The sequence below is a fragment of the Heyndrickxia sp. NPDC080065 genome (assembly GCF_050281185.1).
Lineage (GTDB): Bacteria > Bacillota > Bacilli > Bacillales > Bacillaceae_C > Heyndrickxia.
The window spans coordinates 39,080-62,429 of record NZ_JBNNWS010000011.1; the positions used below are offsets into that span (position 1 = coordinate 39,080).

The following is a 23,350-nucleotide window of genomic DNA, read 5'->3' on the forward strand; positions in this document are numbered from 1 at the left end:
GTTATGGTAATATTGATCTATGATTATCGGTCAACAAAATCCATAATATGGTATTATAGGATTAATAATGTAAAGTGTGGTTATACAAGGGGGATTCATTTTGGTATTAAAGCTATTCACAAAAATTTTAAGCAATCTACTATTGTGGATTCTAGTTACAAGTGTATTGATACTACTTATATTATTGCCTCGGGGAGAAAGTGATATTTATCTTTCAGGGTCAAGAGTGGAAATGACAAAGGCATTACGACCTTTTCATGGGAAAAATATCAGAAAAATATTACAAATTTTTTTTCATATGCAATAAAAAATAAGAGTTTAGGGCAAACCACCTATGGTTTTTCAATAGAATATGAAGTTTGGAGATATATGGTAAAAAGCATATATATACTCATCCCTAGTTTTATCATCAGCTTTTTTCTAGGTTTAATTAAAGGAATCTATGATTTTAAAATGGGGGATAGAAGATTTCGCTTTTTCGGAGAAAAGATTACCTCTTTGTTTCTATCTGTTCCTGACTTTTTTGTCATTATATGCATTCAAATTGGAATAATGGCTTTAATTGATCTTGGATTTCCACATATAAATTTGTATGGTAGTGAAACCTTTACAAATAAGTTATTTGCGATCCTGTTTTTATCGATTTATCCAACTTTTTATGTGGCACGTATTACTGAAATGTATCTATCAACTGAAAGTGGAAAGGATTATGTGCGGACAGCGATTGGTAAAGGTACGCCTAACAAAAAGGTTATCTATGTACATATGCTTAGTAATTGTTGGGTTAGAGTTGTTGGACAGATCAATACGTTAATGCTATACATTTTATCAAATTTATTTATTGTTGAATTTTTGACTGGTTATAGGGGAGGGGCCTATCGTTTTTATCAAGCTTTTAATGTACAAAAAAATTTCGGTGTAGGTTCTGATATGGAGATAGATATCCCTGTTGTTATTGAATACGTTATCCTGTTTACAACTTTTGTCCTACTGACCAAAATTGTCAGTGATATCGTTCGTTCATTATTACTTGCAAGGGAGGCATCCTTAGAGAAATGAAGAAAAATCGGTCTTTACTCATTGGTATCATTCTTGTCACTTTTATCGTATTGATTGCTATTGCAGGTCCATATTTCCCGTTTGTTGATCAGCAATTAAAGACGGAAGGACTACGAAAAATGAATGATGGAACACTTAAGGTACCTGCCTATGCACCATCTCATTCAAATATATTAGGGACAGATAAAGAGGGGCGTGATATTTTAAGTCGACTTATTATTGGTACAAAAGAAGTATTAATCAGTATATTAGGAATCACTTTAATCCGTTTTTTGATTGCTGTTCCATTTGGCTTAATATCAAGTGTTAACAAGGCTGCTAGTAGATTATTAGATTTCTATAACAAAATGTTTTCATTTGTACCTATTATTTTTATGGTTGTCCTTATCGTTAATTTGCCATATATTATGTATTCTCAACATCGGACAATCATCGTGATTCTCATTATTGCTTTGCTGGAGGTAGGAAGGGTTGGACAATTCGTTCAAACCACTGTCCTAACTGTTTCAAAAAAGCCTTTCATTGAAGCGGCACTATCAACAGGAACAAATGCTAAAAAAATGTTTTCTCGTCACTATTTTCCATTCCTTTTACCTGAGTTAATTGTCAACATTTTATTAGATTTCGGTAGAAATATGTTCTTACTTGGACAACTTGGTATTATTAATATTTTTCTCGCACATCGAATTGAATCAGTGGACGAATTACAGTTAGAAATAATAAATGACTCAAATGCGTGGCCATTACTCTTTAAAGATGTTACTTTCGATGTTTTTACTAAACCGTGGATTCCATTTGCTGCTTGTGTATTCATTACATTTGCCATTATTGGATTTAATCAGCTTGGAAAAGGTTTAAAAGTACATTTTGAACGGAACAGTATCCGTTATTTTTAAGCAAGTAAAGGGGATCCAAAAGCAAAATATCAGATATATTGCTTCTGGATCCCCCATAGTGTTGGTTGACAATCAAAATACCCCAATCATATTTAGAAAAACAAGTATAATTATTATTGGAATAATCCATTTCATCAACACCCTCCATATTGAAAACCAGGTAAGGGAAAGGGAATTACTAAGAAAAAATTCTTGTTTAACTATAGATTGTTCCATCCGATAGGAGATGAAAAGGGCAATAAGGAAACTTCCAATTGGCAGCATAATATTACTTACTAGATAGTCGATCGCATCAAATACCGTTTTCGAAAACAGATGGAAATTTTTTAATGCTCCAAATGACAATGCTGACGGAATCCCTGCAATAAAAACAATGAATCCAGAAATCCATGAAATCTTTCTTCTCGAATGTTTTCCATTAGATGAAAACGCGGCGACAATAATTTCTAATAGACTAAAGGATGAAGTTAAGGTTGCAAATAAAAATAGAATTAAAAATAAGCACAAAAACAAATGTCCAAAGGGCATTTGCGAAAATACCGTAGGTAATACAACGAATAGTAAACCTGGGCCTGCAGTTGGCTTTAATCCAAATGCGAAAACAACAGGGAAAATAGCAAGGCCAGCTAGTAATGAAACAAAAATATTCATCCAAACAACTGAATTAGCAGATGAAGGTAAGCTTACATCCTTTTTTAAATAGGAACTGTAAGTTACCATGCATGAAAATCCAACTGCTAACGAGAAAAAGGATTGGCCAAGGGCATAAAGAATTGCTTCACCAGTTATTTTGGAAAAATCAGGATATAAGAAGAATCGAATCCCTTCTAAAGCTCCATCTAATGTGATGGAACGAATTACAAGCACGATAAAAAAGATAAAGAGGATCGGCATCATATATTTATTGGCTTTTTCAATTCCGTTTTGAATTCCAAATGAAAGGACAATGATGTTTATCAAAATGAATAGGGCTAGTCCTCCTATTGTAATAAAAGGATTACTCGTTATCGAATTAAAAAGGTCAGGATAATTTATGCCTTCACCAATTATCTTCCCTGGAATCGACAAGCCACTGTAAATAATGATCCAACCGCCAACTACGCTATAAAATGATAATAATAAAAAGCAGCCAAGAACTCCTAATCTACCGACCCATTTCCATAGACTATTAGGGGCCAATGTTTTATAGGCACTTATGGCCTCTTTCCCAGAACCTCGGCCTATAATAAATTCAGAAATGAGCAATGGCAGCCCAATCAGCAATGTAAAAATAACAAAAATAAGAAAAAATGCACCGCCACCGCTCATACCAGTTACGTATGGAAACTTCCATATAGCGCCTAAACCAATTGCTGCACCTGCAGATGATAAAATAAAACCAATTTTTGAGGACCATTGTTCTTTTTTTTGATTCATATTCTTCTCCTACTCTCAAACTTACTCCAGCGCACCAGCAACATCATAATCCGATATATCAATTTCCATTTCTATTCCAAGAGCTAAATTGGCTAATTCTGCTCCGATGAAAGGGCCCATAGTTAATCCAGATGCACCAAGTCCATTGGCGACTAGTAAATTTTTAAAACCTGGAAGATGGCCAATAACAGGAAGGAAACCGGGTGTGAACGGGCGAAAACCGACCCGTGTTTCTAAAACCGTACTTTCAGTCAATCCAGGTGCGACTTGCAGCGCTTTAGTTAAAACCTCTTGAATTCCTCCTGCGGTCACACGGTTGTCAAAGCCAACATTATTTTCATGAGTTGCGCCGATAACAATACGGTGATCATCAAATGTTAATAAATATTGGTCAGTAGGGGGCATGACAACAGGCCATTTATTTGTTTCGATTTCCGGCAACTCTAAATGAATGATCTGAGCTTTTTGTGAAGTTACTTTAAATTGAATCCCTAATGGCTCAAAAATTTGATTAGCCCATGCTCCTGCAGTAACAATTACCGTTTGTGCTTTTATTTTTTCTTCATTTACTAATACACCCGTTATTTGTTTCCCTTCAAATAATAGACTGGCATCACCAGTGATAATTTCTGCTCCATGTTTACACGCAGCTTTCAATAAAGCATGTCGCAGTGCGCGGCCATCAACTCGTGCAGCGCCACTAACATGGACAGCTCCGTACTCATCTACTAATGGAGGGAATAAGGCTTTTGTCTGCTCAGGTGTAAGGATGGTAATATTACCAATTTCAGGAGCGTCTTCCTTTCTTTTTAAAGCTCGTTTTTCCATCGCAAATAGCTTTTCTTCATCTTTGTGAACACTAATTGCTCCTACACGTGCGTAGCCAGTATTTGTTTCTCCATCCTTTTCTAGTTCTTCAATAAGCTGAGGATAAAATCGTGCCCCACCTTTTGCAAGCCGATACCATGCTTTGTTCCGACGCTGTGATAGCCAAGGACAAACAATTCCCGCAGCAGCATCTGTTGCTTGTCCTTCATCCTTGCGATCAACTACAACGACATCCGCACCAGCTTTTGCCAAATGATAGGCGGTGGATGCGCCTAGAATCCCAGCCCCAATAACAACTATTTTCTTCATTGTTAACATTCCTTCTCTTCCAAGTAACTATTTCTTATGTAATATTCATCTTAATTCCCGTTAATTACACCAAGAGATTTTAACCCATTATAGACCCCAGAGTTGGTAACCTCTGTCGTTTTATGCTTTGCATAAGCAAAAAGATCCGGATGAGCATTTCCCATAGCAAATCCTTCTCCAACAAGCATTAGCATTTCTTTATCATTCATCCCGTCACCGAAGGCAATTGCGCTTTCTTTTCCGATATTTAGAAGCTCCAGTACTTTACTAACTGCGAACCCTTTATTTACACTGTCGCGGATAACATCGTAATTATGGGTTAATCCCTCCACATTGACTTGGGACAAGTGAATATTTTCATCCTTTTCATAATGACGGGGGTCATTTTCTTCTATATTTATTATGGTCATTCCTAATATATCATTGACAACCTTTGGTGAGTACAGATCATTATTATGTAAGTGAAATCTTTTAATAAACTCTTTAACTGCGGGGCTTTCTAATGTGGTAAAGAGGTTTTGCTCACTAGTGTAGAAAACAATATCATGATTAAATTCTTTTGCAATTTCGATAGAGCTTTCGACAATTTCAGCATTCATTGGTTCTTTTAAGACATCTACTCCGTTATGAACAGCATACGCACCATTATACCCAATAAACGAATGGATATTTAATTCTTCTGCTATCTGAGAAATTTCATGAAGAGGTCTGCCTGTAGCTAAAAAAACTTCTATTTCTTTTTTCTGAACTTCAGCAATTGCTTCCTTTGTTGATTCTTCGATTCTATCATCAGGGGTTAGAATGGTTCCATCGATATCAAGAAATAAAATTTTATAAGTAGTCATGATCAATCTCCATACTTCTTAATTGTTTTCATAGGATGAATTTTATCATAAATACTGCTTAATTGAAAAAAATCTATGTATAGGGTAGATTCAGATATTTTATCAATAACGTTTTCCTTCAATAAAAATACAAATAATCTATATCAAAAACCTAGGATAAATACGAAACCACAAAAGTGTCGACAGGTGTAAAGACACATGGTAACATAGTAATGTTCCTAATTTTTATAAGTGACATATAGGAGGGTATTATGGCTAGAAAGAATGGGATCTCGAATAATAAACTACTTGGAATTGCCGGTCTCGGCTGGATGTTTGATGCAATGGATGTAGGGATGCTTTCCTTCATTATTGCCGCCTTAAAGGTAGATTGGAATTTATCAGTAGAAGAAATGGGTTGGATTGGAAGTATTAACTCTATTGGAATGGCAGTCGGAGCTTTTCTCTTTGGAATACTTGCAGATCGAATTGGTCGAAAGCATGTCTTTATTATTACTTTATTATTATTTTCATTAGGAAGTGGTGCCGCAGCTTTTACTACTTCATTCTCAATCTTTTTGATCTTGCGCTTCCTCATTGGTATGGGGCTAGGCGGAGAACTGCCGGTAGCTTCGACACTTGTATCAGAAAGTGTACCTACTGAAAAACGCGGGAGAATTGTCGTATTGCTTGAAAGCTTTTGGGCATTCGGATGGTTAATCGCCGCAGTTATTTCCTACTTCGTTATTCCAAAATACGGATGGCAAGTCGCTTTATTAATCAGTGTCATTCCAGCATTTTATGCTCTTTATCTTCGCATACATTTGCCTGATTCGGACCGTTTTGTTACGGTTAAAGAAAAGGAAAAACCATCGTTGTTACAAAGCATCGCTGCTGTTTGGTCAAAAAAATATACACGTAGAACTGTTATGCTTTGGATACTGTGGTTTTGTGTTGTGTTTTCCTATTACGGAATGTTTCTTTGGTTACCTAGTGTTATGGTAATGAAAGGATTTAGTATGATCAAAAGTTTCGAGTACGTATTGATCATGACCCTAGCCCAATTGCCAGGTTACTTTACAGCTGCATGGTTAATTGAAAGGGTAGGGCGGAAATTTGTTCTCGTTGTTTATTTAATTGGAACAGCAATAAGTGCCTATTTATTCGGTACTGCTGATTCTTTAGCATTACTCATAACTTCTGGAATTTTACTTTCATTTTTCAATCTTGGAGCATGGGGCGCATTATATGCTTATACTCCAGAACAATATCCAACTAAAATTCGGGGGACAGGAACAGGAATGGCGACTTCTTTTGGTAGAATAGGGGGGATTCTCGGACCACTTCTTGTGCCGTATCTTATTGCCCAACAATATTCAATCAATATAATTTTTACTATTTTCTGCATTTCTGTCTTAATCGGAGCAGCATCTGTACTATTTTTAGGAAAAGAAACAAAAAATATCGAGCTCCAATAAATAAAAAGAAAGGAAAGCTAGTTCAAAAGCTTTCCTTTTTTGGATTTTGAAAAAATACCATTTGTATTTCCTAAAATATATTTCTATTTTTGAATATCTTTAGGTAAAAAAATTAGTATCTTGTAATACAAAATAGTTGATTTTTATTTTTTTCTAAGCTATAGTGTATTACAAGATACATAATATTTTTTTAGGTTACTATCTTGTAATGCATAGGAGTGGAGGTAATGTCGTCATCAACACAAATGCTGAAAGGAATATTAGAAGGTTGTTTGTTAGCTGTCATTGTTCGAGGGGAGACCTATGGATATGAAATGATTGAGAAGTTAGAAGGATTTGGACTTAATATGGTCAGCGAAGGCAGTATATATCCTGTTTTAATGAGAATGCAGAAAGAAGGTTTAGTTACAACTGAAATGAAATCTTCACCAAATGGTCCAAAAAGAAAATACTATTCAATCACAGAAGCTGGGGTAACGGTTTTAGCTGATTTTCAAGAAAGGTGGTTCGAGCTTTCAAAGGCCGTACACGCTTTATTTACCATCGATCTTAATAAAGGAGTGGAGTAGATGTTATCAGATAAGGCAACTGAGTTTTTGGCAAATTTAAATATTTATTTACAGACATATGGAAAGAATGAAAAGGATATCAGAGAAATTGTAAATGAATTAGAAGATCATTTAATTCAAGCTGAAAAATCCGGAAAAAATATAGATACAATAACTGGTGGGTCACCTAAAGCGTATATGAATCAGATAAAAAATGAAATGAACACTGATAGAAAAGAGATACTATCAACCTTATTTCTTTTTTTCTCTCTTGCTTTGGCTTATATCATATTACCTGATGCAATCAGAGGGCAAGCGTCCTTTACCATTATTGAAATAATCGGGAATATGTCTGCTATTATCATTTCTATCGTGATGTTCGTTTGGTTATTTCGTTATGATAGTTCAAACACGATATCAAAAAGTAAGCAAATAGCAATGTTTTGGGTAATAGGTGCTGTTCCTTTTGCAATTTTTTTTGGTACACATTTCTTGAACAAATGGATGGGATTAAAACCAATATTTGAAGCAACACCTTTTCAAAATAGCTTGATTGCAGTCATATGTATCGTATTTTTAATTGGTTATGCTATTTTCGCAAAAACATGGTCAACAATTATTGTTCCATGTATTATTATTGCTCCTAATTTTATAGCTGAGCGAATTACAGGCGCTCCAAAGGATCAATCTTTACTTACCTTGGGATTATTTTTTGGTGGAATAGTGCTTCTCCTATTGTATTTTTTTGTTAAAAACAAACGAGAAATGAAGGCTGTTAAATAAGCATATGATAAAAGCAGTGAGTTCCATATGTGAAATCTCACTGCTTCCCCAGGTTGATAGTTGATACTTTATTTGGCGATAGAATCCATATTTTCAGCAATCTCTTTCAATGCTTTTGCACGGAAAACAATAAACCTATGCATATACTTTTTCAAAAACAAGATATCAGCCATATTCCCGATTAAACCGAAAGGGGACTTATATTGAAATGTATCAGTCATAATAGTTCCATCGGTTACCTCAGAAAACTGATGTATGTGAATAAAGGAATGAAAGGCACCATTTAACATAATATCAACAAATTGGTATGGCTTTTGCATTTCTGTAACCTTGGCTGTCAGTCTCTGCTTGACACCAAAGTGAAAAGCTTCCCATGTAACGGTATCTCCTACCTCTAACAACCCCTTTGTTACCCCACCAACAGCTCTTTCTTTCGTATCTGAAGTAGTTTGAGTATGAATATCAACATTCCTTGCAAGATCAAAACAAGCTTCGATAGGTGCTTTGATAAATTCTTGATGCTTGATGGTAGGCATTATTATTCTCCCTTTAAAAAACCTTCCTATTATTTTCTCACTATTACGAAATTACCTCGCCACTTGCTTAATAAATTCCCTCATAAGTCCAGGCAGGTCTGGCCACGCGTGTCCTGAAACAAGATTTCCGTCAACATGCAAAGGCTCGGTAATGTAGGTCGATCCAGCAGCTTCCACTTCAGGTTTACAAGCAATATAGGCTGTCATCTCTCTTCCTACGAGATATTCACGAACAGTAGTTAACACTAGGCTGGCATGACAGACAGCTGCAACAGGTTTATTTTCTTCAAAGAAGTGGGCAACAATTCCAGGAACATGCTCATTTAAGCGAATATATTCTGGTGCACGTCCACCAGGAATAATTAACCCATCATATTCCTCTGGATTCACTTCGTCGAAAGATGCATTAGCTTCAATTAAATATCCACCTTTTTCCGTATACGTATCCCACCCGATAAAGTCATGTACAACAGTATTGAGTTTTTTCTTAGATGGAGCGGCAATGGTAACGTCAAATCCTTCTTCCAAACACCTAAAATAAGGATAGTAGATTTCTAATGCTTCAACTGCGTCTCCGGCAATAATTAAAATCTTTTTTGACATGAAAAACCCTCCTCAAATATAGGAATTAATTATATGAATACACTTCAACAAAATATATGAAAATCCTTTTAGAAAAATGTAAATTTTTAACGCAATATATTTGACTGGAAATGAGATGTGTTTTTATAATAAAGAAAGTCTGATTTAGAGACCTTTAAGAGTCATTTTTATTTAAAGGATTCATAAACTATGTTAAATATTTCTTATGGTAAAGGTGGGATACAATCATGCCAGTAAAAGTAACGATGGCTAATGGCAAGGAATATTTAGTTGATACACATATTGATGAATTTATGAAAAAAGTCACTAATCAAATGGGACTTATGACAAATGTTATTCAAAAATTTGGGAATTTAATCATTAATCCGACCTTTATCTCATCTGTAGAGGTAATTGATCGAGACTAAGTTAAATAATTTACTAGTTTTATATGCACCTTATAAAAGATGATTAGTTCAACAAAGGAACTAATTGTCTTTTTTTTATGCCAGAAAGTGGTGAATATCTTATACTTCTAACCGCCAAATTTGTAATCATTCCAATTTTATCGGAAAATAAAAGCTGGTTAGAAAATCTCAGGTGAGGTGGAGAAATGGACAAGCATACATATTTAGCACATGATGCGGTAGGTCTTGCAAACTTAGTCAAAAAGAAAGAGGTTTCACCAAAAGAACTAGTTGAAACAGCTTTTGAACGATTAGAAGAAGTAAATCCGTTATTAAATGCTGTTGTTAGAACCCGTTATGAAAAAGTTTTGGAGGAAGCGGAGCAACTACATATTGAAGATAAGCCTTTTGCTGGAGTGCCAATATTGCTAAAGGATATATCACAATCTATTAAAGGGGAGCCGCTTACCTCGGGATCCAAACTTTTTATCGATAATATAGCTAGACAAGATTCAAACTATGTGGCTCGTCTGCGCCAAGCTGGATTTCTTTTTTTAGGCCACACGAATACACCTGAGTTTGGCTTAAAAAATATTACCGAGCCTGAAATACATGGACCGACTCGAAATCCATGGGATACACAATACTCATCAGGCGGGTCAAGCGGCGGGGCCGCAGCAAGTGTTGCTTCTGGAATTGTGCCGATAGCTGGTGCAAGTGATGGGGGAGGATCAATTCGCATTCCTGCTTCCTTTACAGGCCTTTTTGGATTAAAGCCCACTCGGGGAAGAACACCGGTAGGACCTGGAGTCGGACGCCAATGGCAAGGTGCTTCCATAGATTTTGTTTTATCTCGATCTGTTCGTGACAGTGCTGCCCTTTTGGATGTATTACAAACGATTCAGCCTGAAGCTGCATTTCAAACACCGTTGTTTCCAGGAAGTTATTTTGAGGAAATCAAAAAACAGACTAAACAAAAGTTTCGAATTGCATTTACGACTCAGTCACCCGTTGACACTCCTGTTAGTGAAGAAGCTCGGCATGCTATATATAAAACAGTTCAATGGCTAGAAGAACAAGGGCATGAAGTGGAAGAAAGAACTAATAATGTTGATGGAATCCGACTGATGGAAAACTATTATATAATGAATAATGGCGAGATTGCAGGAATGGTCGATTCAATAGAAAAAGCGCTAGGGAGAGCTATAACTGCTAAAGATATGGAGATTGTGGCCTGGGTATTAAACGTTGCAGGTAAATCAGTAACAGCAGCTGAATTTACCCAAAGCATAGCGGAGTGGGATGTCGCTGCTGCTCAAATGGCAGAATTCCATCAAACTTATGATCTATTTATCACTCCAGCAACAGCTTACTCAGCTCCAAAGATTGGTGAGCTAACACAGACAGAAATAGAAATTGCTGAGTTAATGAAAATTAGCGAATTAACAAAGGCTGATCAACTGAAATTTGTATATGACATGTTTGAACCAAGCTTAACTTATACACCGTTTACACAGCTCGCAAACTTAACTGGGCAGCCAGCAATATCGATACCTGTCCATCTTACTAATAAAGGCCTACCACTTGGAGTACAATTTATGGCACCGAAAGGGAAAGAAGACTGGTTATTAAATATTGCTTATCAAATAGAGCAATCCGACCTATGGATTGGAATGAAAGGGAATCCGATGTACCCGGCAGTGTAATTGAAGCTTATCTGAATACTAAAAAAGCTATCTTTGTTTGGATTAAAGGATAGCTTTTTTAGCGTGACAAATCTCACATACTGTTACCAAAGGTACATTTGCTTTTATAAAGGCTTTTTAAGATATTTATTATGCAATTTTGAAAGTATTAATAAACAAAGAATCCCACCAAGTAATGATAAAGACATATCCCATTGAGAATCCCATATATCACCTTGAGTCCCTAGAAAGTCTTTAGTCGATTTTCCGAAAATTTTAGAAGCGAGCCATTCAAGGATTTCATATAAGGAGGAAATGGCTAGTACAATTGATAACGTGATAAAGATTAGCCATTTTGAAGGCTGAAGACATGATGTTCTAATTAATATTTCACGAATGATAATGGCAAAAAATCCTTTAGCAAAGTGGCCAAATCGATCATAATTATTTCTATGTGAGTGAAATACATCTTTTATCCAATTAAATAAGGGGACTCTTTCATATATATAGTGACCTCCGATGAAGACGAAGATTGATAAAACAGTAATGATAATATAGGAAAGAGTGGTAAACCGAAAACGTTTATAGGTAAAAATTAATATTAATAATCCTATTGTGACAGGACTAACCTCTAAAACCCATGTAAAATAATCAGTAGTTTTAATAGATGACCATATAAAAGCGCCAATAATTATTAGTAGTAAAATGAAATGTGAAACTTTTATACGATTAAACATTATTATTCCTCCTAACTAAGCAATAGTTTCTCCCAATAAAGAAATTTCATTAGAGTTTTTATATAGATTGGAAATTAGTTAAAAGTAAAAGAGGAAGTGTAGGCCTATCGAATTATTTTTTGGAAAATTTTTATAAATTCTAAAAAGAGGTGCTATAATGATAAGGACACAGTTGCAGGGTGGTAGTGGTCACTCCTTTAGTGAAGGGGGGTGATTACTATTGATCACAGTTTACGAAGCGTTAACGCTAATGCTCACTTTTGGGTCATTAATCGTAGCCGTGATTACCATTGTTATTTCTCTTGAGAAAAGAAAATAACCCACCCTGCCTAGGCCGTAGTTGGGGTGAGCTATTCTTCCTCATGGGCCACTGCACATCATGCAGTAGCTGTGTTAAGGAACATTGGTGTACACCAATGTTCCTTTTTTGTCTAGCTCCAGCGCCTATCGGCTAGCGGATTTCTCCGTCTCCTCCCTACGATAAGTCAACATCAGGTGAAATTTGAAGTGCCAATTTCACTAGCTCGTTAACTACCTCGCAGTGTTTCCTTTATCTCAGTCGAAGACTACGAAATCCGTACACTAGCGCTGCGGCGCTTTCGCTTTTCTTATTATATTCTGCTAATTCCATTATATACAATTTACAGTAAGACGTGTAGTCAATTCATTCATTATGCAATTTTTGACTTTGTGTTCTATAATAATAAGTAAATAGCTTTAAAAGAAAGGGTGTTGTCTAATGACAAACACAAATACTATTAAACTTACTTCACTATCTACCAAAGGAGGCTGTGGCTGTAAAATCGGTCCAGCAGATTTGGCAGCCGTGATCCGAACTTTGCCACCGGCCGTTCCAAATCCGGATTTATTAGTAGGCTTAGACACAAGTGATGATGCTGGAGTCTATCGATTAAGTGACGATTTAGCAATCGTACAAACTGTTGATTTTTTTACACCAATTGTTGATGATCCTTATTCGTTTGGTCAGATTGCTGCAGCAAATGCAATTAGTGATATATATGCTATGGGAGGAAAGCCTCTTACTGCATTGAATATTGTTGCCTTTCCAATTCATACATTGGACAAAGAAATTCTAGCAGATATTTTACGTGGTGCAGGGGATAAGTTAAAAGAAGCAGGTGTAACTCTTGTAGGTGGTCACTCAATAGATGATAAAGAACCAAAATTTGGTCTAGCGGTTACTGGAATTGTCCATCCTGATAAAGTACGTACAAATGCGGGTGCAAGACATGGGGATAAATTGATTTTAACAAAACCTATTGGTGTAGGAATAATGACGACATCCATAAAACGTGATCTTCTAACTGAAGAAGAAATTGCCCGTGTGACAAATGTCATGACAACTTTAAATAAAACTGCCGCTGAAACGATGGAATCCTATAATGTCCATGCATGTACAGATGTAACCGGATTTGGATTGCTGGGACATGCTACAGAATTGGCAAAAGGAAGTAATACTGGGCTTCGCATATATAAAGAACAAGTGCCAATACTGCCTCGTGTAAGGGAGTTAGCTGAAGCAGGCGCAATACCCGGCGGGACTAAAAATAATTATGCTCACATTGAAAAAAATGTTACTTTCCCAGAAACGATGGATCAAATTGATCAATGGATATTATGTGATGCTGTTACATCAGGCGGGCTCTTAATTTCAGTTGCAGGTGAGGAAGCAGAATCTCTCCTTTCCGATTTACAAAAAGCTGGGGTCGAGGCAGCTTTAATTGGTGGAGTAACTAGTGAAAACCCAGGTCATATAATAGTGATGTAATTTTATTATATATCCTATGTCATAGATCTTCTAAATCCGTAGTAAAGGCATGCACTACATATCAGTAATATTTGTCCTTGATCTAAAAGGAGGAAACATTGTGTTCCAGGATATTTCGATTAATGAATTACTTACTTTAAAAAATAAAAACGAGCTTACAGTAATTGATGTACGTTCTCCTTCCGAATATAAAGATGCAACAATTCCTGGTAGTTTAAATATTCCTTTTTTTAATGACGAGGAAAGAGCAGAAATTGGGACAATTTATAAGCAAATTAGTCCACAAGCTGCCAAAGAAAGAGGACTTGAGATTGTCTCTGCCAAGCTCCCTGCCTTTGTAAAAGAATTTGCACAAATAAATGGTCAAAAAGCAGTTTTTTGCTGGCGTGGAGGAATGAGAAGTAAAACGTCAGCGACCGTTCTTTCATTAATGGGGATAAACGTCTTTCGATTAAATGGAGGCTATCGATCATATCGTAATTGGGTTGTAGGTACGTTAAAAACCTTAGAAATTAAACCTGAAGTCTTTGTGTTAAATGGATATACTGGCTCCGGAAAAACAACTATTCTCCGTCGTCTAAATGAAGAAGGTTTCCCAGTTTTAGATCTTGAAGGGATGGCAAAACATAGAGGATCCATATTTGGTCAAATTGGGTTAGAGCCAAATAATCAAAAAACATTTGATGCTTTACTTGTTGAAAACATTCTTCCTTTCCAACAATCACCTTTTATTTTATTTGAAGGGGAAAGCAAAAGGGTCGGCAAAGTTACACTCCCTGACTTTGTTGTTAAAAAAAAGGAACAGGGGCTTCAATTTTTTATCGAAATGCCAATAGAAGAACGCATTCGTCATATATTGGAGGACTACCAACCATGGGAACACGAAGAAGAGTGCTTTGAAGCATTCACAAGAATTAAAAGGAGGATCCATACTCCTATTGCTAATAAAATTGAATCAGATTTAAAATCAGAGGATTACTCTTCCGCAGTCGGACTTTTACTGGAATATTACTATGACCCATTATATGAACATACAGCAAAGCAATATCCAGATGATCGTAAAATAACTATAAATGTAAACAACATAGAAGAAGCGATAGAATCTATTCGTAATCATTTAAGTGTAAAGCAAAATTAAAGTATAAATAGAAGGTGATAAAATGAAAAGAGTTTGTGTATATGCAGGATCAAATTTAGGGGAAAAAGAAGAATATGCTGTCCAAGCTAAGGAGCTTGGACAATTGTTAATAAAGCATAATTTGGATTTAGTGTATGGCGGCTCATGTGTTGGATTAATGGGTGAGGTAGCTAATGAAGTTCTTAAAAATGGAGGGAATGTGATTGGTGTCATGCCCAAATCCCTATTTAAAGGTGAGATTGTTCACCAAGGTTTAACTGAATTGATAGAAGTCAACACAATGCATGAAAGAAAGGCAAAGATGAGTGAGCTATCCGATTGCTTTATCGCATTGCCAGGTGGTTATGGAACTTTCGAAGAATTATTTGAAGCGATTTGTTGGTCTCAAATCGGAATTCATCAGAAGCCAGTAGGTGTATTAAATATCGATCATTTTTACGATCCAATCATAAAAATGGTCGATCACGCTGCAAATGAGGGCTTCATGAATCCTTCAAACAAAGCTCTTCTTGTTTCAGCACCTAATGCTTTAGAATTATTGGAAAAACTAATAAACTACCAACGTCCAGAGATGGGACTTAAGTGGAAACAACTAGAAACAACAAATTAAAATGTTTAGGGGGCTGTCTGAGAATTTTAATTTTCAGACAGTCTCTTTATTTTAATAAAGGCTGTTTTCGTAAAGTTTGTTGCTTTTTTAGTGATATTTTATTAACAATCTGAGTTGATTGTAGCGGAGGACACTTGACTCCTGCGGGAAAAAGAGGGAAGTGGGAGACCCCACAAGCGGTAACGCCGAGGAGGCTCCCATCCCTCCCCACGGAAAGCAAGTGTCTGGAGCGGAAATCAACGGACTAAGTTTATAGTCTAAAAACAACAATTTATACGAAAAGAGCCTTAATAAAAAATTATTATTTACAGTAACATCATTATGTAAACAAACGAGTGGACATAGACCAATCATCTTATTTTCACAAAAAGTGTAGGTAGATTGAATTGATTTTGTAAGAAATTTCTAAAAACTCAAAATGCTTGTGCTATAATAATGGGTAACACAGTATAGCAGGGTGGCGGTGGTTACTTCTTATCCGAAAGGGGGATCACTGATGATCACATTTTACGAGGCGTTATCGCTAATGATGATGTTTGGGTCATTAATCGTTACCGTGATTACAGTCGTTATTTCTCTGACAAAAAAGAAATAACCCACCCTGCCGGGCCATGGATAAGGGTAGGTTAACAGTTTCCTAAAAAAGGGCCACTGCTTCATGCAGTTTACTGTGTATAGGAACATTGGTTGGGAGCCAATGTTCTTTTTTATCTTATCTTATTATATACAAAGAGATTTCCATATTCAAACTAAATTCTTAAAATAGGAAATATTGAAAGATAAAATACAAATTTTCGCCCCAATGTCTATTTTATAGAAATAGCATCAATCTGTACATCATGACAAAAGTAGTAATTTTCATCCTGTGAAAAAAGTCTCCTTTAATCATAATACATAAATTGTAATCAATCGAGCATACTAAATATACGTTCGGGAGGTGGATGAATTGGAATCAAAAGATTTTGAGCAGATTTATGAACAATATAAAATTCATGGAGAAGAAAATGCTAGGAAAGAAGTAGCAAATCAAAATAAAGTCAGTGGAAAGGAAGAGATTGTCGCTGTTAGAAAAAATGACGATGGTGATATTATCGCCATAAAAACTGATAATGGAAGAGAACTAGATTATGTAAGTGCATTGGAAGAAGCAAAGTCAGGTAAATTAGCAAATGTTGATGTATTTCATAAATATGGAAGGGACATATTGAGGAGCGAGCCTGATGGAATTAAAGAAAATAATTTAGATCAACTGCCAACTTTTTAAATAACTAGAATGAAAAATGCTTATTCAATTGTATCATTTTTCATATTAATCTAAGAATATGTTTAGGAAGATTTTTCACTTGAAAAAAATCTTATTATAAAGTAATATAACAATACAAGCTGCATTGTACGTATTGATAATAAAGTTTTAACCTTTAAGCTGTAATAGGGAGTTTTATATTGGAACTGGAATGACATGTCTCTGCCTATATGGCATGGAGGACAAGCAAGAATGTTTCTGCAAACACCCACTTTGAGGAGTGGTGGTTTAAAACTTTCTTAATACTCATACGGCAAAGGCGGCCTTTTATAATGACAATGAACAAATCAGTTTTCTTTTGGAAACTGATTTTTTGTATTAAAGCAGATAAGTTGGAGTACAACCTGAAAAACATTAAAGACCTATAACCCCAGGACATGTGATCCTAAGGTAATAGGTCTTTTTTTAATATAGCTGACAGTGGAGGAATAGACTAGCTTATTTTACTTCTCTACCAGTAGCACCAATTACTTTATCAGTATCAGACTGGTTGTTATAGTCAGGATCTGAATTTAATTGCTTTTGGTCGGACTTTTTCCCAAGATAGCTGGATTTATGTTTTTCTTGCAGCTGATGAAACTTTTCAAAGTCTTGATTTACCATGAGTAATAACCTCCTTTATTTTATCTTTTTAATAATTATTGGACAATATGTATGTTTTTTTAAAAAATAACAAAGTGGGATTGCTCCCACTTAGATAAATGATAATTATAAATGAGTCCTAAATAAATCTTATGATAACAGACATCCTCCACAGATTTTTAAAAAAGGATGTTAAAGTTTAAGTTTTCCAAATAGGGCCATGATCGCCTTTACGATCAATACGATTGCAAATACTACTACTGCTGCTGCACCAATAAATTCAAGTACTGTTGCTAATGTGGCGGTTACGACTCCTAAAAGGCTAAGGCCAAGTAAAGCGAATCCTGCGACAATGGCAGCCAAAAATAATAGAACCATGTTTAACCACCTCCTTCATTATTAATATATGTACAAACATTAATAAGGTGATTTGAATGCAAGAAAATAAGAAATTTAAGGATATTTAAAAAATCAGGTCATGCATAGCACGAATTGCCAAGGGTAAACTATGATATATTCCAAGCATAGTGAGGGAACAAAAATGAAAAAAATATTTCTTGCAATTTTAGCGATGTCCATTGTTATTGCATTAACAGCATGTGCCGCAAAAGGTGGAAATAAGAAAGAGCAAAAAAATCTTTATGATCAAATAAAAGATAAAGGGGAAGTAACCATTGGAACGGAAGGAACTTACTCACCTTTTACCTTTCATGATAAATCAGGCAATTTGACAGGTTTCGATATTGATATAGCAAATGAAGTGTTTAAACGATTAAAAATAAAAACTAAATATATTGAAACAAAATGGGATGGCATGATCGCTGGATTAGATGCAAAGCGGTATGACCTAATAGCCAATGAGGTTGCTGTAAGAACGGATCGTTTAAAAAAATACGATATGTCCGATCCATATATTGTATCTAAAGCTGTATTGGTAGTAAGTAAAGATAATAATGATATTAAATCATTAGACGACTTAAAAGGAAAAAAGGTAGGACAATCATTAGATAGTAACTACAGAAAAATCGCAGAGGACCATGGAGCAACCAACACCGTTGTTGATGGTTTTAATCAAGCAATTGATTTGATCACTTCGAAAAGGATAGACGCAACAATTAATGATAGTCTTTCCTATTATGATTTAAGAAAGCACCAGCCCAATCTTCCAATAAAAGTTGTTTATGAGGAAAAAAATGCAACAAACAATGCTTTTTTATTTAGAAAAAATTCGAAAGAGCTAGTTGATGCTGTGAATGGAGCATTAGCTGGCATGAAAAAAGATGGTACGTATTTAAAAATCTCAAAAAAATGGTTTGGCACAGATGTGTCGAAATAAAGGAATGGAAAATAGATGTTTACAAATGAGGCAACCTCGAGAATAATAGGAATCCTTAGTGATTCCTTTTTTCCAATATTAAAGGCCGGTTTATATTTTACAATTCCTCTTTCTATCATTGCATTTATTTTAGGGACATTATTAGCTTTTTTTACAGCGATTGTCCGAATTTCAAATATAAAGCCCTTAATCGTTCTTGCCAAATTCTATGTATGGATTTTCAGGGGGACACCATTGCTCGTTCAGCTTTTTATACTTTTTTATGGATTACCGAATTTAGGGATTACATTAAACCCTTTTCCAGCAGCGGTGATTGGCTTTACACTGAATGTAGGAGCCTATAGTTCAGAAATCTTCCGGGCATCGATTTTATCTATTCAAAAAGGGCAGTGGGAAGCAGCCTTTTCGATTGGAATGACTAAATCCCAAGCAATGAGGAGAATTATTTTACCCCAAGCTATGCGTGTATCCTTGCCTCCATTAGGTAATTCCTTTATCAGCTTAGTCAAAGATACCTCCTTAGCAGCAACCATAACAGTGACAGAAATGTTTCAAAAAAGTCAACAAATCGTTGCAGCTACATATGAACCTCTTTGGCTTTATGTAGAGGTTGCATTTATCTATTTAATTTTTAGTACTGTACTATCATTTGGTCAATCCTTGCTAGAAAGAAGATATGATCGGACAGTAGCAAAATAATGGAGGAAAATAAATGATTACAATTGAACATTTACATAAAAGTTTTAAAGATCTAGAGGTTTTAAAAGGAATTGATCTTACTATAGCTAAAGGAAAAACGGCTGTTATCATTGGTCCTTCTGGCTCAGGTAAAACAACTCTCCTTCGTTGCTTGAATCTATTAGAAACACCTGATAAAGGTTTTCTATCAATAGGGGATAAAAAAATTAATTTTCATGAGAAAAATAGGCTTAAACTACAAGAGGTGATGCCGATTCGGAGACAGACTGGAATGGTATTTCAAGGTTATAATTTATTTCCTCATTTAACAGCAATGGAAAACATCATGGAAGGCCAAACAACTGTTTTAAAACGATCAAAAACGGAAGCAAGACAAAAAGCACTAGGGTTATTGGAAAAAGTGGGGCTTAAAGATCGCGGGGAAATGTACCCACATCAGCTTTCAGGTGGTCAACAACAACGAATAGGCATTGCTAGGGCGATGGCGATGGATCCACAAGTTTTACTATTCGATGAACCAACATCTGCTTTAGATCCAGAGCTTGTAGGAGAAGTGCTAAAAGTAATGAAAGATTTAGCAAATGAAGGAATGACAATGGTCGTTGTTACACATGAAATGCAGTTTGCACGTGATGTAGCCGATCAAGTGATCTTTATGGATCATGGAATAGTTGTTGAAAAAGGAACACCTGAAGAGGTATTTAACCATTCAGACAACCCACGATTATTACAGTTCCTAAATAAAGTCAATGCTAGGTGATAAGCAGTGATAAATTGAATTTACAGAATTTCATATGAATATTCATCAACATTTTGCTCAAAATATACTCGAGGTGAGAATATGAGTAAAAATGTTAAACCGAATACGAATAAAGTTCAGCAGAAATCCAAAGAAAAGCAAAAAACAAAGGTACCTAATAATCCACTTCCACAGCCGAAAGATTATGAAGAAATCGAATATTAATTAAGGTGCGGTGCAAACCGCCCTTTTTTACGTTCAGCTAGTTTTACTACGTAAAGAACTCACTTAACACATATCCTACGAGAGATTTTATCATCGATTAATAAAGCCAAATGAATAAAAAAGAACTTCTATCTAATACTAAGATTAAATCTATTTGGAAAGGAAAGGATTTTTGGATGTCAAATCAGCAGCTAGTCAATTTTTTGAATCAAGAGTTATCAAATTTTACTGTTATGTATGTAAAATTACATCGATATCATTGGTTTGTACAAGGGAAGCATTTCTTCCAATTACATAGTTTATTTGAAAATCTTTATAATGAAATGGCCGAAGATTTAGATAAAATCGCTGAACGAGTATTAACAATTGGAGGCAAGCCTTTAGCGACGATGAGTAAGTACTTAGAAGAAACAACACTTGTTGAAGCTCAAGCTGATGATAAGGAAAAAGAAATCATGGAGCAGCTTATTAAAGATTATGAACAAATAGTGAGAGAAATAAATGAAACAGGAAGAAATCTAGCAGAAGAACAACAAGATCAACCAACCGTAGATTTATTAAACGATCTGCAAGGTAGATTTGAAAAGCATTTATGGATGTTCAGGGCCTATTTGGCATATGAATAGGGAAATAAGAAAAGCGTAAGCGCTGGAGCTAGACATAAGAAAAACAGGGTTTAAAGAAATCCCCTGTTTTTCGATTAATCCCACTCCCTGTTATGTATAACTAAAAAAATGAATCAAAGTTTATGATTTTTTATTTTTCTTTAGGAAACGTATCAAAAATACACCAATCACTATATAAATAATAACCATAATACTCAAAATAGGTATCCAAATATTCGTCAATCATCTTCACTCCTAAAGATTTCTCATTTTATTGTAAATCGAATTTCAGTATATGGAAAGGGAAAACTCTGTGACACTGTAAAAGTGTATTATTTTACTTATTACGAAAATAATAAAGCAAAAAGGTGTGATCTATATTGCCTAGAATTAGACCAAGATTTATGAATAGTCCCTTTTTTGTAGACGAGCCTGGAAATTGGCATTTGAAGCCCGGTGCACCAGAAAATTTACAAGAAGAATTTGAGGATTTTATACAAGCACTGCAAGACGATCATGAACCAGGAACCATAAATGGCATTCATATTTCTTATCCGTATATAAATGAATAATATTTTCTCAAATACTTACCTGAAAACGGCGGCAAATAATCCGCCATTTTTTTCGTTTAAGTTATTTGAATCTAATCGTTCACATGCATTATATTAAAATATAAAGAGTTGATTGCTATTAAATTATGAATATACGCGAGGTGTGCAGGAAATGAATATTTACCAATTTGAGGCTATACGAATGAATGGAAATAAACAATTATTTTCGGATTATCAAGGGAAGGTATTACTCATAGTCAATACTGCCAGCAAATGCGGTTTTACACCTCAGTTTAAGGAATTACAAGATTTATATCAAAAATATCATGAAAAAGGGTTAGAAATACTAGGGTTTCCATGCAATCAATTTAATCACCAGGATCCGGGAGAAAATCAAGAAATAGAGGAGTTTTGCTCTTTGAATTACGGAGTAAGCTTTCCCATGTTTCAAAAAATCAATGTCAACGGAAAAGACGCTCACCCGCTATTTCAGTACTTAACAAAGGAAGTTCCCGGAATTCTAGGATCAAAAAAGATTAAATGGAACTTCACAAAATTTCTGGTGAATCGAGAAGGGAGAGTGGTCTCAAGATATTCACCGGCGATAAAACCTTTAACATTAGCAGAAGAGATTGAAGCATTATTAGGGGAAATCAAGACTAAATAAAGAATTGAAATTTTTTTACTTTTTCATTCCATACTTTATTCCTTGTAATTATCGTCTAACATGATACGATATATTAATTGAAAGGAAGAGGTATGTATGTTACAAAATCAAAAAGTTTTATTTTTCGGTGCTGGTCCGATGGCTGAAGCGATAATCTCTGGAATGATCCAATCAGCCATTATCCCAGCGAACCAAATTTATGTACAAAACAGAATGAATCACGATCGTTTAAATGAATTACAAGCAAAATATAAGATAAATATTTTTGATGAGAATAAAAATCAATTAAATGATTTTAATACAATTGTATTGGCTGTGCAACCAAAACATATTGAAGATGTTCTGGGACTGTTAAGTTCTAATGTTCGTTCTGATCAGTTAATTCTATCTATAGTAACAAGTATTACGACAGAGTATTTTGAAGCAAACTTAAAAAATCAGCCAGTTATAAGAGTCATGCCAAACACTTCAAGTATGGTTTCTGAATCTGCAACTGCTATGACAGTCGGTCAATATGTATCAGAAGAACAAATTGACATCGCTAAAATGTTATTAAGAAGTATTGGTGAAGTTTATCTAATTCCCGAAAAAAACATGGACATATTTACGGGTATTGCAGGTAGTGGACCAGCGTATTTTTATTACTTTATGGAGCAAATGGAGCAAGTTGGAGTAGAAGGCGGCTTATCTGAACAACAGATTCGCTCCATCGTTGCGCAAACAGTACTAGGCGCTGCAAAAATGGTATTGGCCCAACAGGGTTCACCTGCTACACTACGTAAAAACGTAGCAGCACCGAATGGTCCTACAGAAGCAGGTTTAAATGCATTAGAATTATATGGTGGGGGAAGTGCAATCAAAGAAGCTGTTAGAAGTACAACAAATCGTTCCATTGAAATGAATCAGCCATTTAATATCGTCGGTAAATAAAATCATTCATTTTACAAACATCTCATATTACTTAATTGAGATGTTTTTTTATTGTTTTTAAAATCCGCATGTTCCTGACGCTATTCCT

At 35.2% G+C, this 23,350-nt stretch carries 29 protein-coding genes and 1 other RNA gene; 22 read left to right on the forward strand and 8 right to left on the reverse strand.

The genetic code is table 11. The features are described 5' to 3' along the window. The first annotated feature begins 369 nt into the window (after window positions 1-369). Both ACQKP0_RS14475 and ACQKP0_RS14480 read left to right on the forward strand, forming a co-directional pair. Entirely contained in the window at window positions 370-1,059 is a 690-nt protein-coding gene (locus tag ACQKP0_RS14475) for an ABC transporter permease subunit (protein WP_427406566.1), read from the forward strand. Further along, entirely contained in the window at window positions 1,056-1,955 is a 900-nt protein-coding gene (locus tag ACQKP0_RS14480; protein WP_427406567.1) for an ABC transporter permease subunit, read from the forward strand. Before ACQKP0_RS14475 ends, ACQKP0_RS14480 begins: the two co-directional genes overlap by 4 nt. A 72-nt stretch (window positions 1,956-2,027) precedes the next feature. Here ACQKP0_RS14480 and ACQKP0_RS14485 read toward each other — a convergent pair whose 3' ends face one another. Genes ACQKP0_RS14485 through ACQKP0_RS14495 form a run of 3 tightly spaced genes read right to left on the reverse strand, consistent with a single transcriptional unit; the run spans window position 2,028 to window position 5,353 of the window. Beyond that, window positions 2,028-3,371, reverse strand: a complete 1,344-nt coding sequence (locus ACQKP0_RS14485) for a sodium-dependent transporter (protein ID WP_427406568.1) — start codon at window positions 3,369-3,371, stop codon at window positions 2,028-2,030. A 21-nt stretch (window positions 3,372-3,392) separates the two neighbouring features. Further along, entirely contained in the window at window positions 3,393-4,508 is a 1,116-nt protein-coding gene (locus tag ACQKP0_RS14490; RefSeq protein ID WP_427406569.1) for an NAD(P)/FAD-dependent oxidoreductase, read from the reverse strand. Window positions 4,509-4,558: 50 nt separating this feature from the next. Next, the gene (locus tag ACQKP0_RS14495) at window positions 4,559-5,353 is read right to left on the reverse strand and encodes a Cof-type HAD-IIB family hydrolase (protein WP_427406570.1); all 795 of its coding nucleotides are present in this window, start codon (window positions 5,351-5,353) and stop codon (window positions 4,559-4,561) included. Between the two features lie 251 nt (window positions 5,354-5,604). Here ACQKP0_RS14495 and ACQKP0_RS14500 point away from each other — a divergent pair, with 251 nt between their 5' ends. The 3 genes from ACQKP0_RS14500 to ACQKP0_RS14510 all read left to right on the forward strand — a co-directional run bounded on the left by ACQKP0_RS14500 (window position 5,605) and on the right by ACQKP0_RS14510 (window position 8,141). Then, a complete protein-coding gene (locus ACQKP0_RS14500) occupies window positions 5,605-6,810 on the forward strand; it encodes an MFS transporter (RefSeq protein WP_427406571.1) in 1,206 nt (401 codons plus the stop codon). Between the two features lie 227 nt (window positions 6,811-7,037). After that, window positions 7,038-7,379, forward strand: coding sequence for a PadR family transcriptional regulator (locus ACQKP0_RS14505; protein ID WP_427406572.1), 342 nt, complete (start codon window positions 7,038-7,040; stop codon window positions 7,377-7,379). Further along, window positions 7,380-8,141: an HAAS domain-containing protein gene (locus ACQKP0_RS14510; protein ID WP_427406573.1), complete on the forward strand. Its 762-nt coding sequence runs from the start codon at window positions 7,380-7,382 to the stop codon at window positions 8,139-8,141. Window positions 8,142-8,209: 68 nt separating this feature from the next. Here the strand turns inward: ACQKP0_RS14510 and ACQKP0_RS14515 are convergent, their stop codons facing one another. Together ACQKP0_RS14515 and ACQKP0_RS14520 are read right to left on the reverse strand one after the other, a co-directional pair. After that, window positions 8,210-8,677, reverse strand: coding sequence for an SRPBCC family protein (locus tag ACQKP0_RS14515; protein WP_427406574.1), 468 nt, complete (start codon window positions 8,675-8,677; stop codon window positions 8,210-8,212). Between the two features lie 51 nt (window positions 8,678-8,728). After that, entirely contained in the window at window positions 8,729-9,280 is a 552-nt protein-coding gene (locus tag ACQKP0_RS14520) for a DJ-1/PfpI family protein (protein WP_427406575.1), read from the reverse strand. Between the two features lie 227 nt (window positions 9,281-9,507). Between ACQKP0_RS14520 and ACQKP0_RS14525 the strand changes: the two genes are divergently transcribed. Then, complete coding sequence (locus ACQKP0_RS14525) at window positions 9,508-9,687, forward strand: hypothetical protein (protein WP_427406576.1); 180 nt, start codon at window positions 9,508-9,510, stop codon at window positions 9,685-9,687. Window positions 9,688-9,872: 185 nt separating this feature from the next. Beyond that, on the forward strand, window positions 9,873-11,372 hold the full coding sequence (locus tag ACQKP0_RS14530) for an amidase (RefSeq protein WP_427406577.1): 1,500 nt from the start codon (window positions 9,873-9,875) through the stop codon (window positions 11,370-11,372). 104 nt (window positions 11,373-11,476) lie between these two features. On the opposite strand, the gene ACQKP0_RS14535 is transcribed toward ACQKP0_RS14530, so the two are convergent. Then, window positions 11,477-12,088, reverse strand: coding sequence for a DUF2238 domain-containing protein (locus tag ACQKP0_RS14535; protein ID WP_427406578.1), 612 nt, complete (start codon window positions 12,086-12,088; stop codon window positions 11,477-11,479). A 220-nt stretch (window positions 12,089-12,308) separates the two neighbouring features. On the opposite strand from ACQKP0_RS14535, the gene ACQKP0_RS14540 reads away from it, so the two are divergent. From ACQKP0_RS14540 to ssrS, 7 genes are all read left to right on the forward strand, one after another. Beyond that, window positions 12,309-12,407 carry a putative holin-like toxin gene (locus ACQKP0_RS14540; protein WP_427406579.1) on the forward strand — a complete coding sequence of 33 codons (99 nt, stop codon included), beginning with the start codon at window positions 12,309-12,311 and terminating at the stop codon, window positions 12,405-12,407. Window positions 12,408-12,827: 420 nt separating this feature from the next. Continuing rightward, window positions 12,828-13,877, forward strand: coding sequence for a selenide, water dikinase SelD (selD, locus tag ACQKP0_RS14545; protein ID WP_427406580.1), 1,050 nt, complete (start codon window positions 12,828-12,830; stop codon window positions 13,875-13,877). Between the two features lie 100 nt (window positions 13,878-13,977). Then, window positions 13,978-15,015: a tRNA 2-selenouridine(34) synthase MnmH gene (mnmH, locus tag ACQKP0_RS14550; RefSeq protein WP_427406581.1), complete on the forward strand. Its 1,038-nt coding sequence runs from the start codon at window positions 13,978-13,980 to the stop codon at window positions 15,013-15,015. A 22-nt stretch (window positions 15,016-15,037) separates the two neighbouring features. Further along, window positions 15,038-15,625 carry a TIGR00730 family Rossman fold protein gene (locus ACQKP0_RS14555; RefSeq protein WP_427406582.1) on the forward strand — a complete coding sequence of 196 codons (588 nt, stop codon included), beginning with the start codon at window positions 15,038-15,040 and terminating at the stop codon, window positions 15,623-15,625. Window positions 15,626-16,121: 496 nt separating this feature from the next. Further along, window positions 16,122-16,220, forward strand: coding sequence for a putative holin-like toxin (locus tag ACQKP0_RS14560; RefSeq protein WP_235813293.1), 99 nt, complete (start codon window positions 16,122-16,124; stop codon window positions 16,218-16,220). 351 nt (window positions 16,221-16,571) lie between these two features. Beyond that, entirely contained in the window at window positions 16,572-16,889 is a 318-nt protein-coding gene (locus ACQKP0_RS14565) for a DUF3892 domain-containing protein (RefSeq protein ID WP_427406583.1), read from the forward strand. Between the two features lie 113 nt (window positions 16,890-17,002). Further along, window positions 17,003-17,198: non-coding RNA, 6S RNA (gene ssrS / locus ACQKP0_RS14570), on the forward strand. A gap of 168 nt (window positions 17,199-17,366) precedes the next feature. Here ssrS and ACQKP0_RS14575 read toward each other — a convergent pair. Both ACQKP0_RS14575 and ACQKP0_RS14580 read right to left on the reverse strand, forming a co-directional pair. Beyond that, the gene (locus ACQKP0_RS14575; RefSeq protein ID WP_427406584.1) at window positions 17,367-17,531 is read right to left on the reverse strand and encodes a hypothetical protein; all 165 of its coding nucleotides are present in this window, start codon (window positions 17,529-17,531) and stop codon (window positions 17,367-17,369) included. A gap of 171 nt (window positions 17,532-17,702) precedes the next feature. Beyond that, window positions 17,703-17,888, reverse strand: coding sequence for a hypothetical protein (locus ACQKP0_RS14580; protein ID WP_427406585.1), 186 nt, complete (start codon window positions 17,886-17,888; stop codon window positions 17,703-17,705). A 163-nt stretch (window positions 17,889-18,051) separates the two neighbouring features. Here ACQKP0_RS14580 and ACQKP0_RS14585 point away from each other — a divergent pair, with 163 nt between their 5' ends. The 8 genes from ACQKP0_RS14585 to proC all read left to right on the forward strand — a co-directional run bounded on the left by ACQKP0_RS14585 (window position 18,052) and on the right by proC (window position 23,262). Next, on the forward strand, window positions 18,052-18,846 hold the full coding sequence (locus ACQKP0_RS14585; RefSeq protein ID WP_427406586.1) for an amino acid ABC transporter substrate-binding protein: 795 nt from the start codon (window positions 18,052-18,054) through the stop codon (window positions 18,844-18,846). Between the two features lie 15 nt (window positions 18,847-18,861). Then, the gene (locus ACQKP0_RS14590) at window positions 18,862-19,545 is read left to right on the forward strand and encodes an amino acid ABC transporter permease (RefSeq protein WP_427406587.1); all 684 of its coding nucleotides are present in this window, start codon (window positions 18,862-18,864) and stop codon (window positions 19,543-19,545) included. Window positions 19,546-19,558: 13 nt separating this feature from the next. Beyond that, window positions 19,559-20,305, forward strand: coding sequence for an amino acid ABC transporter ATP-binding protein (locus ACQKP0_RS14595; RefSeq protein ID WP_427406588.1), 747 nt, complete (start codon window positions 19,559-19,561; stop codon window positions 20,303-20,305). Between the two features lie 81 nt (window positions 20,306-20,386). Then, window positions 20,387-20,509: a hypothetical protein gene (locus tag ACQKP0_RS14600; protein WP_427406589.1), complete on the forward strand. Its 123-nt coding sequence runs from the start codon at window positions 20,387-20,389 to the stop codon at window positions 20,507-20,509. A 176-nt stretch (window positions 20,510-20,685) separates the two neighbouring features. Continuing rightward, complete coding sequence (locus ACQKP0_RS14605; RefSeq protein ID WP_427406705.1) at window positions 20,686-21,135, forward strand: Dps family protein; 450 nt, start codon at window positions 20,686-20,688, stop codon at window positions 21,133-21,135. 359 nt (window positions 21,136-21,494) lie between these two features. Then, a complete protein-coding gene (locus ACQKP0_RS14610; protein WP_427406590.1) occupies window positions 21,495-21,686 on the forward strand; it encodes a hypothetical protein in 192 nt (63 codons plus the stop codon). Between the two features lie 151 nt (window positions 21,687-21,837). Further along, window positions 21,838-22,332, forward strand: a complete 495-nt coding sequence (locus ACQKP0_RS14615) for a glutathione peroxidase (protein ID WP_427406591.1) — start codon at window positions 21,838-21,840, stop codon at window positions 22,330-22,332. Window positions 22,333-22,428: 96 nt separating this feature from the next. Further along, window positions 22,429-23,262, forward strand: coding sequence for a pyrroline-5-carboxylate reductase (gene proC / locus ACQKP0_RS14620; RefSeq protein ID WP_427406592.1), 834 nt, complete (start codon window positions 22,429-22,431; stop codon window positions 23,260-23,262). Window positions 23,263-23,350: the final 88 nt, after the last annotated feature.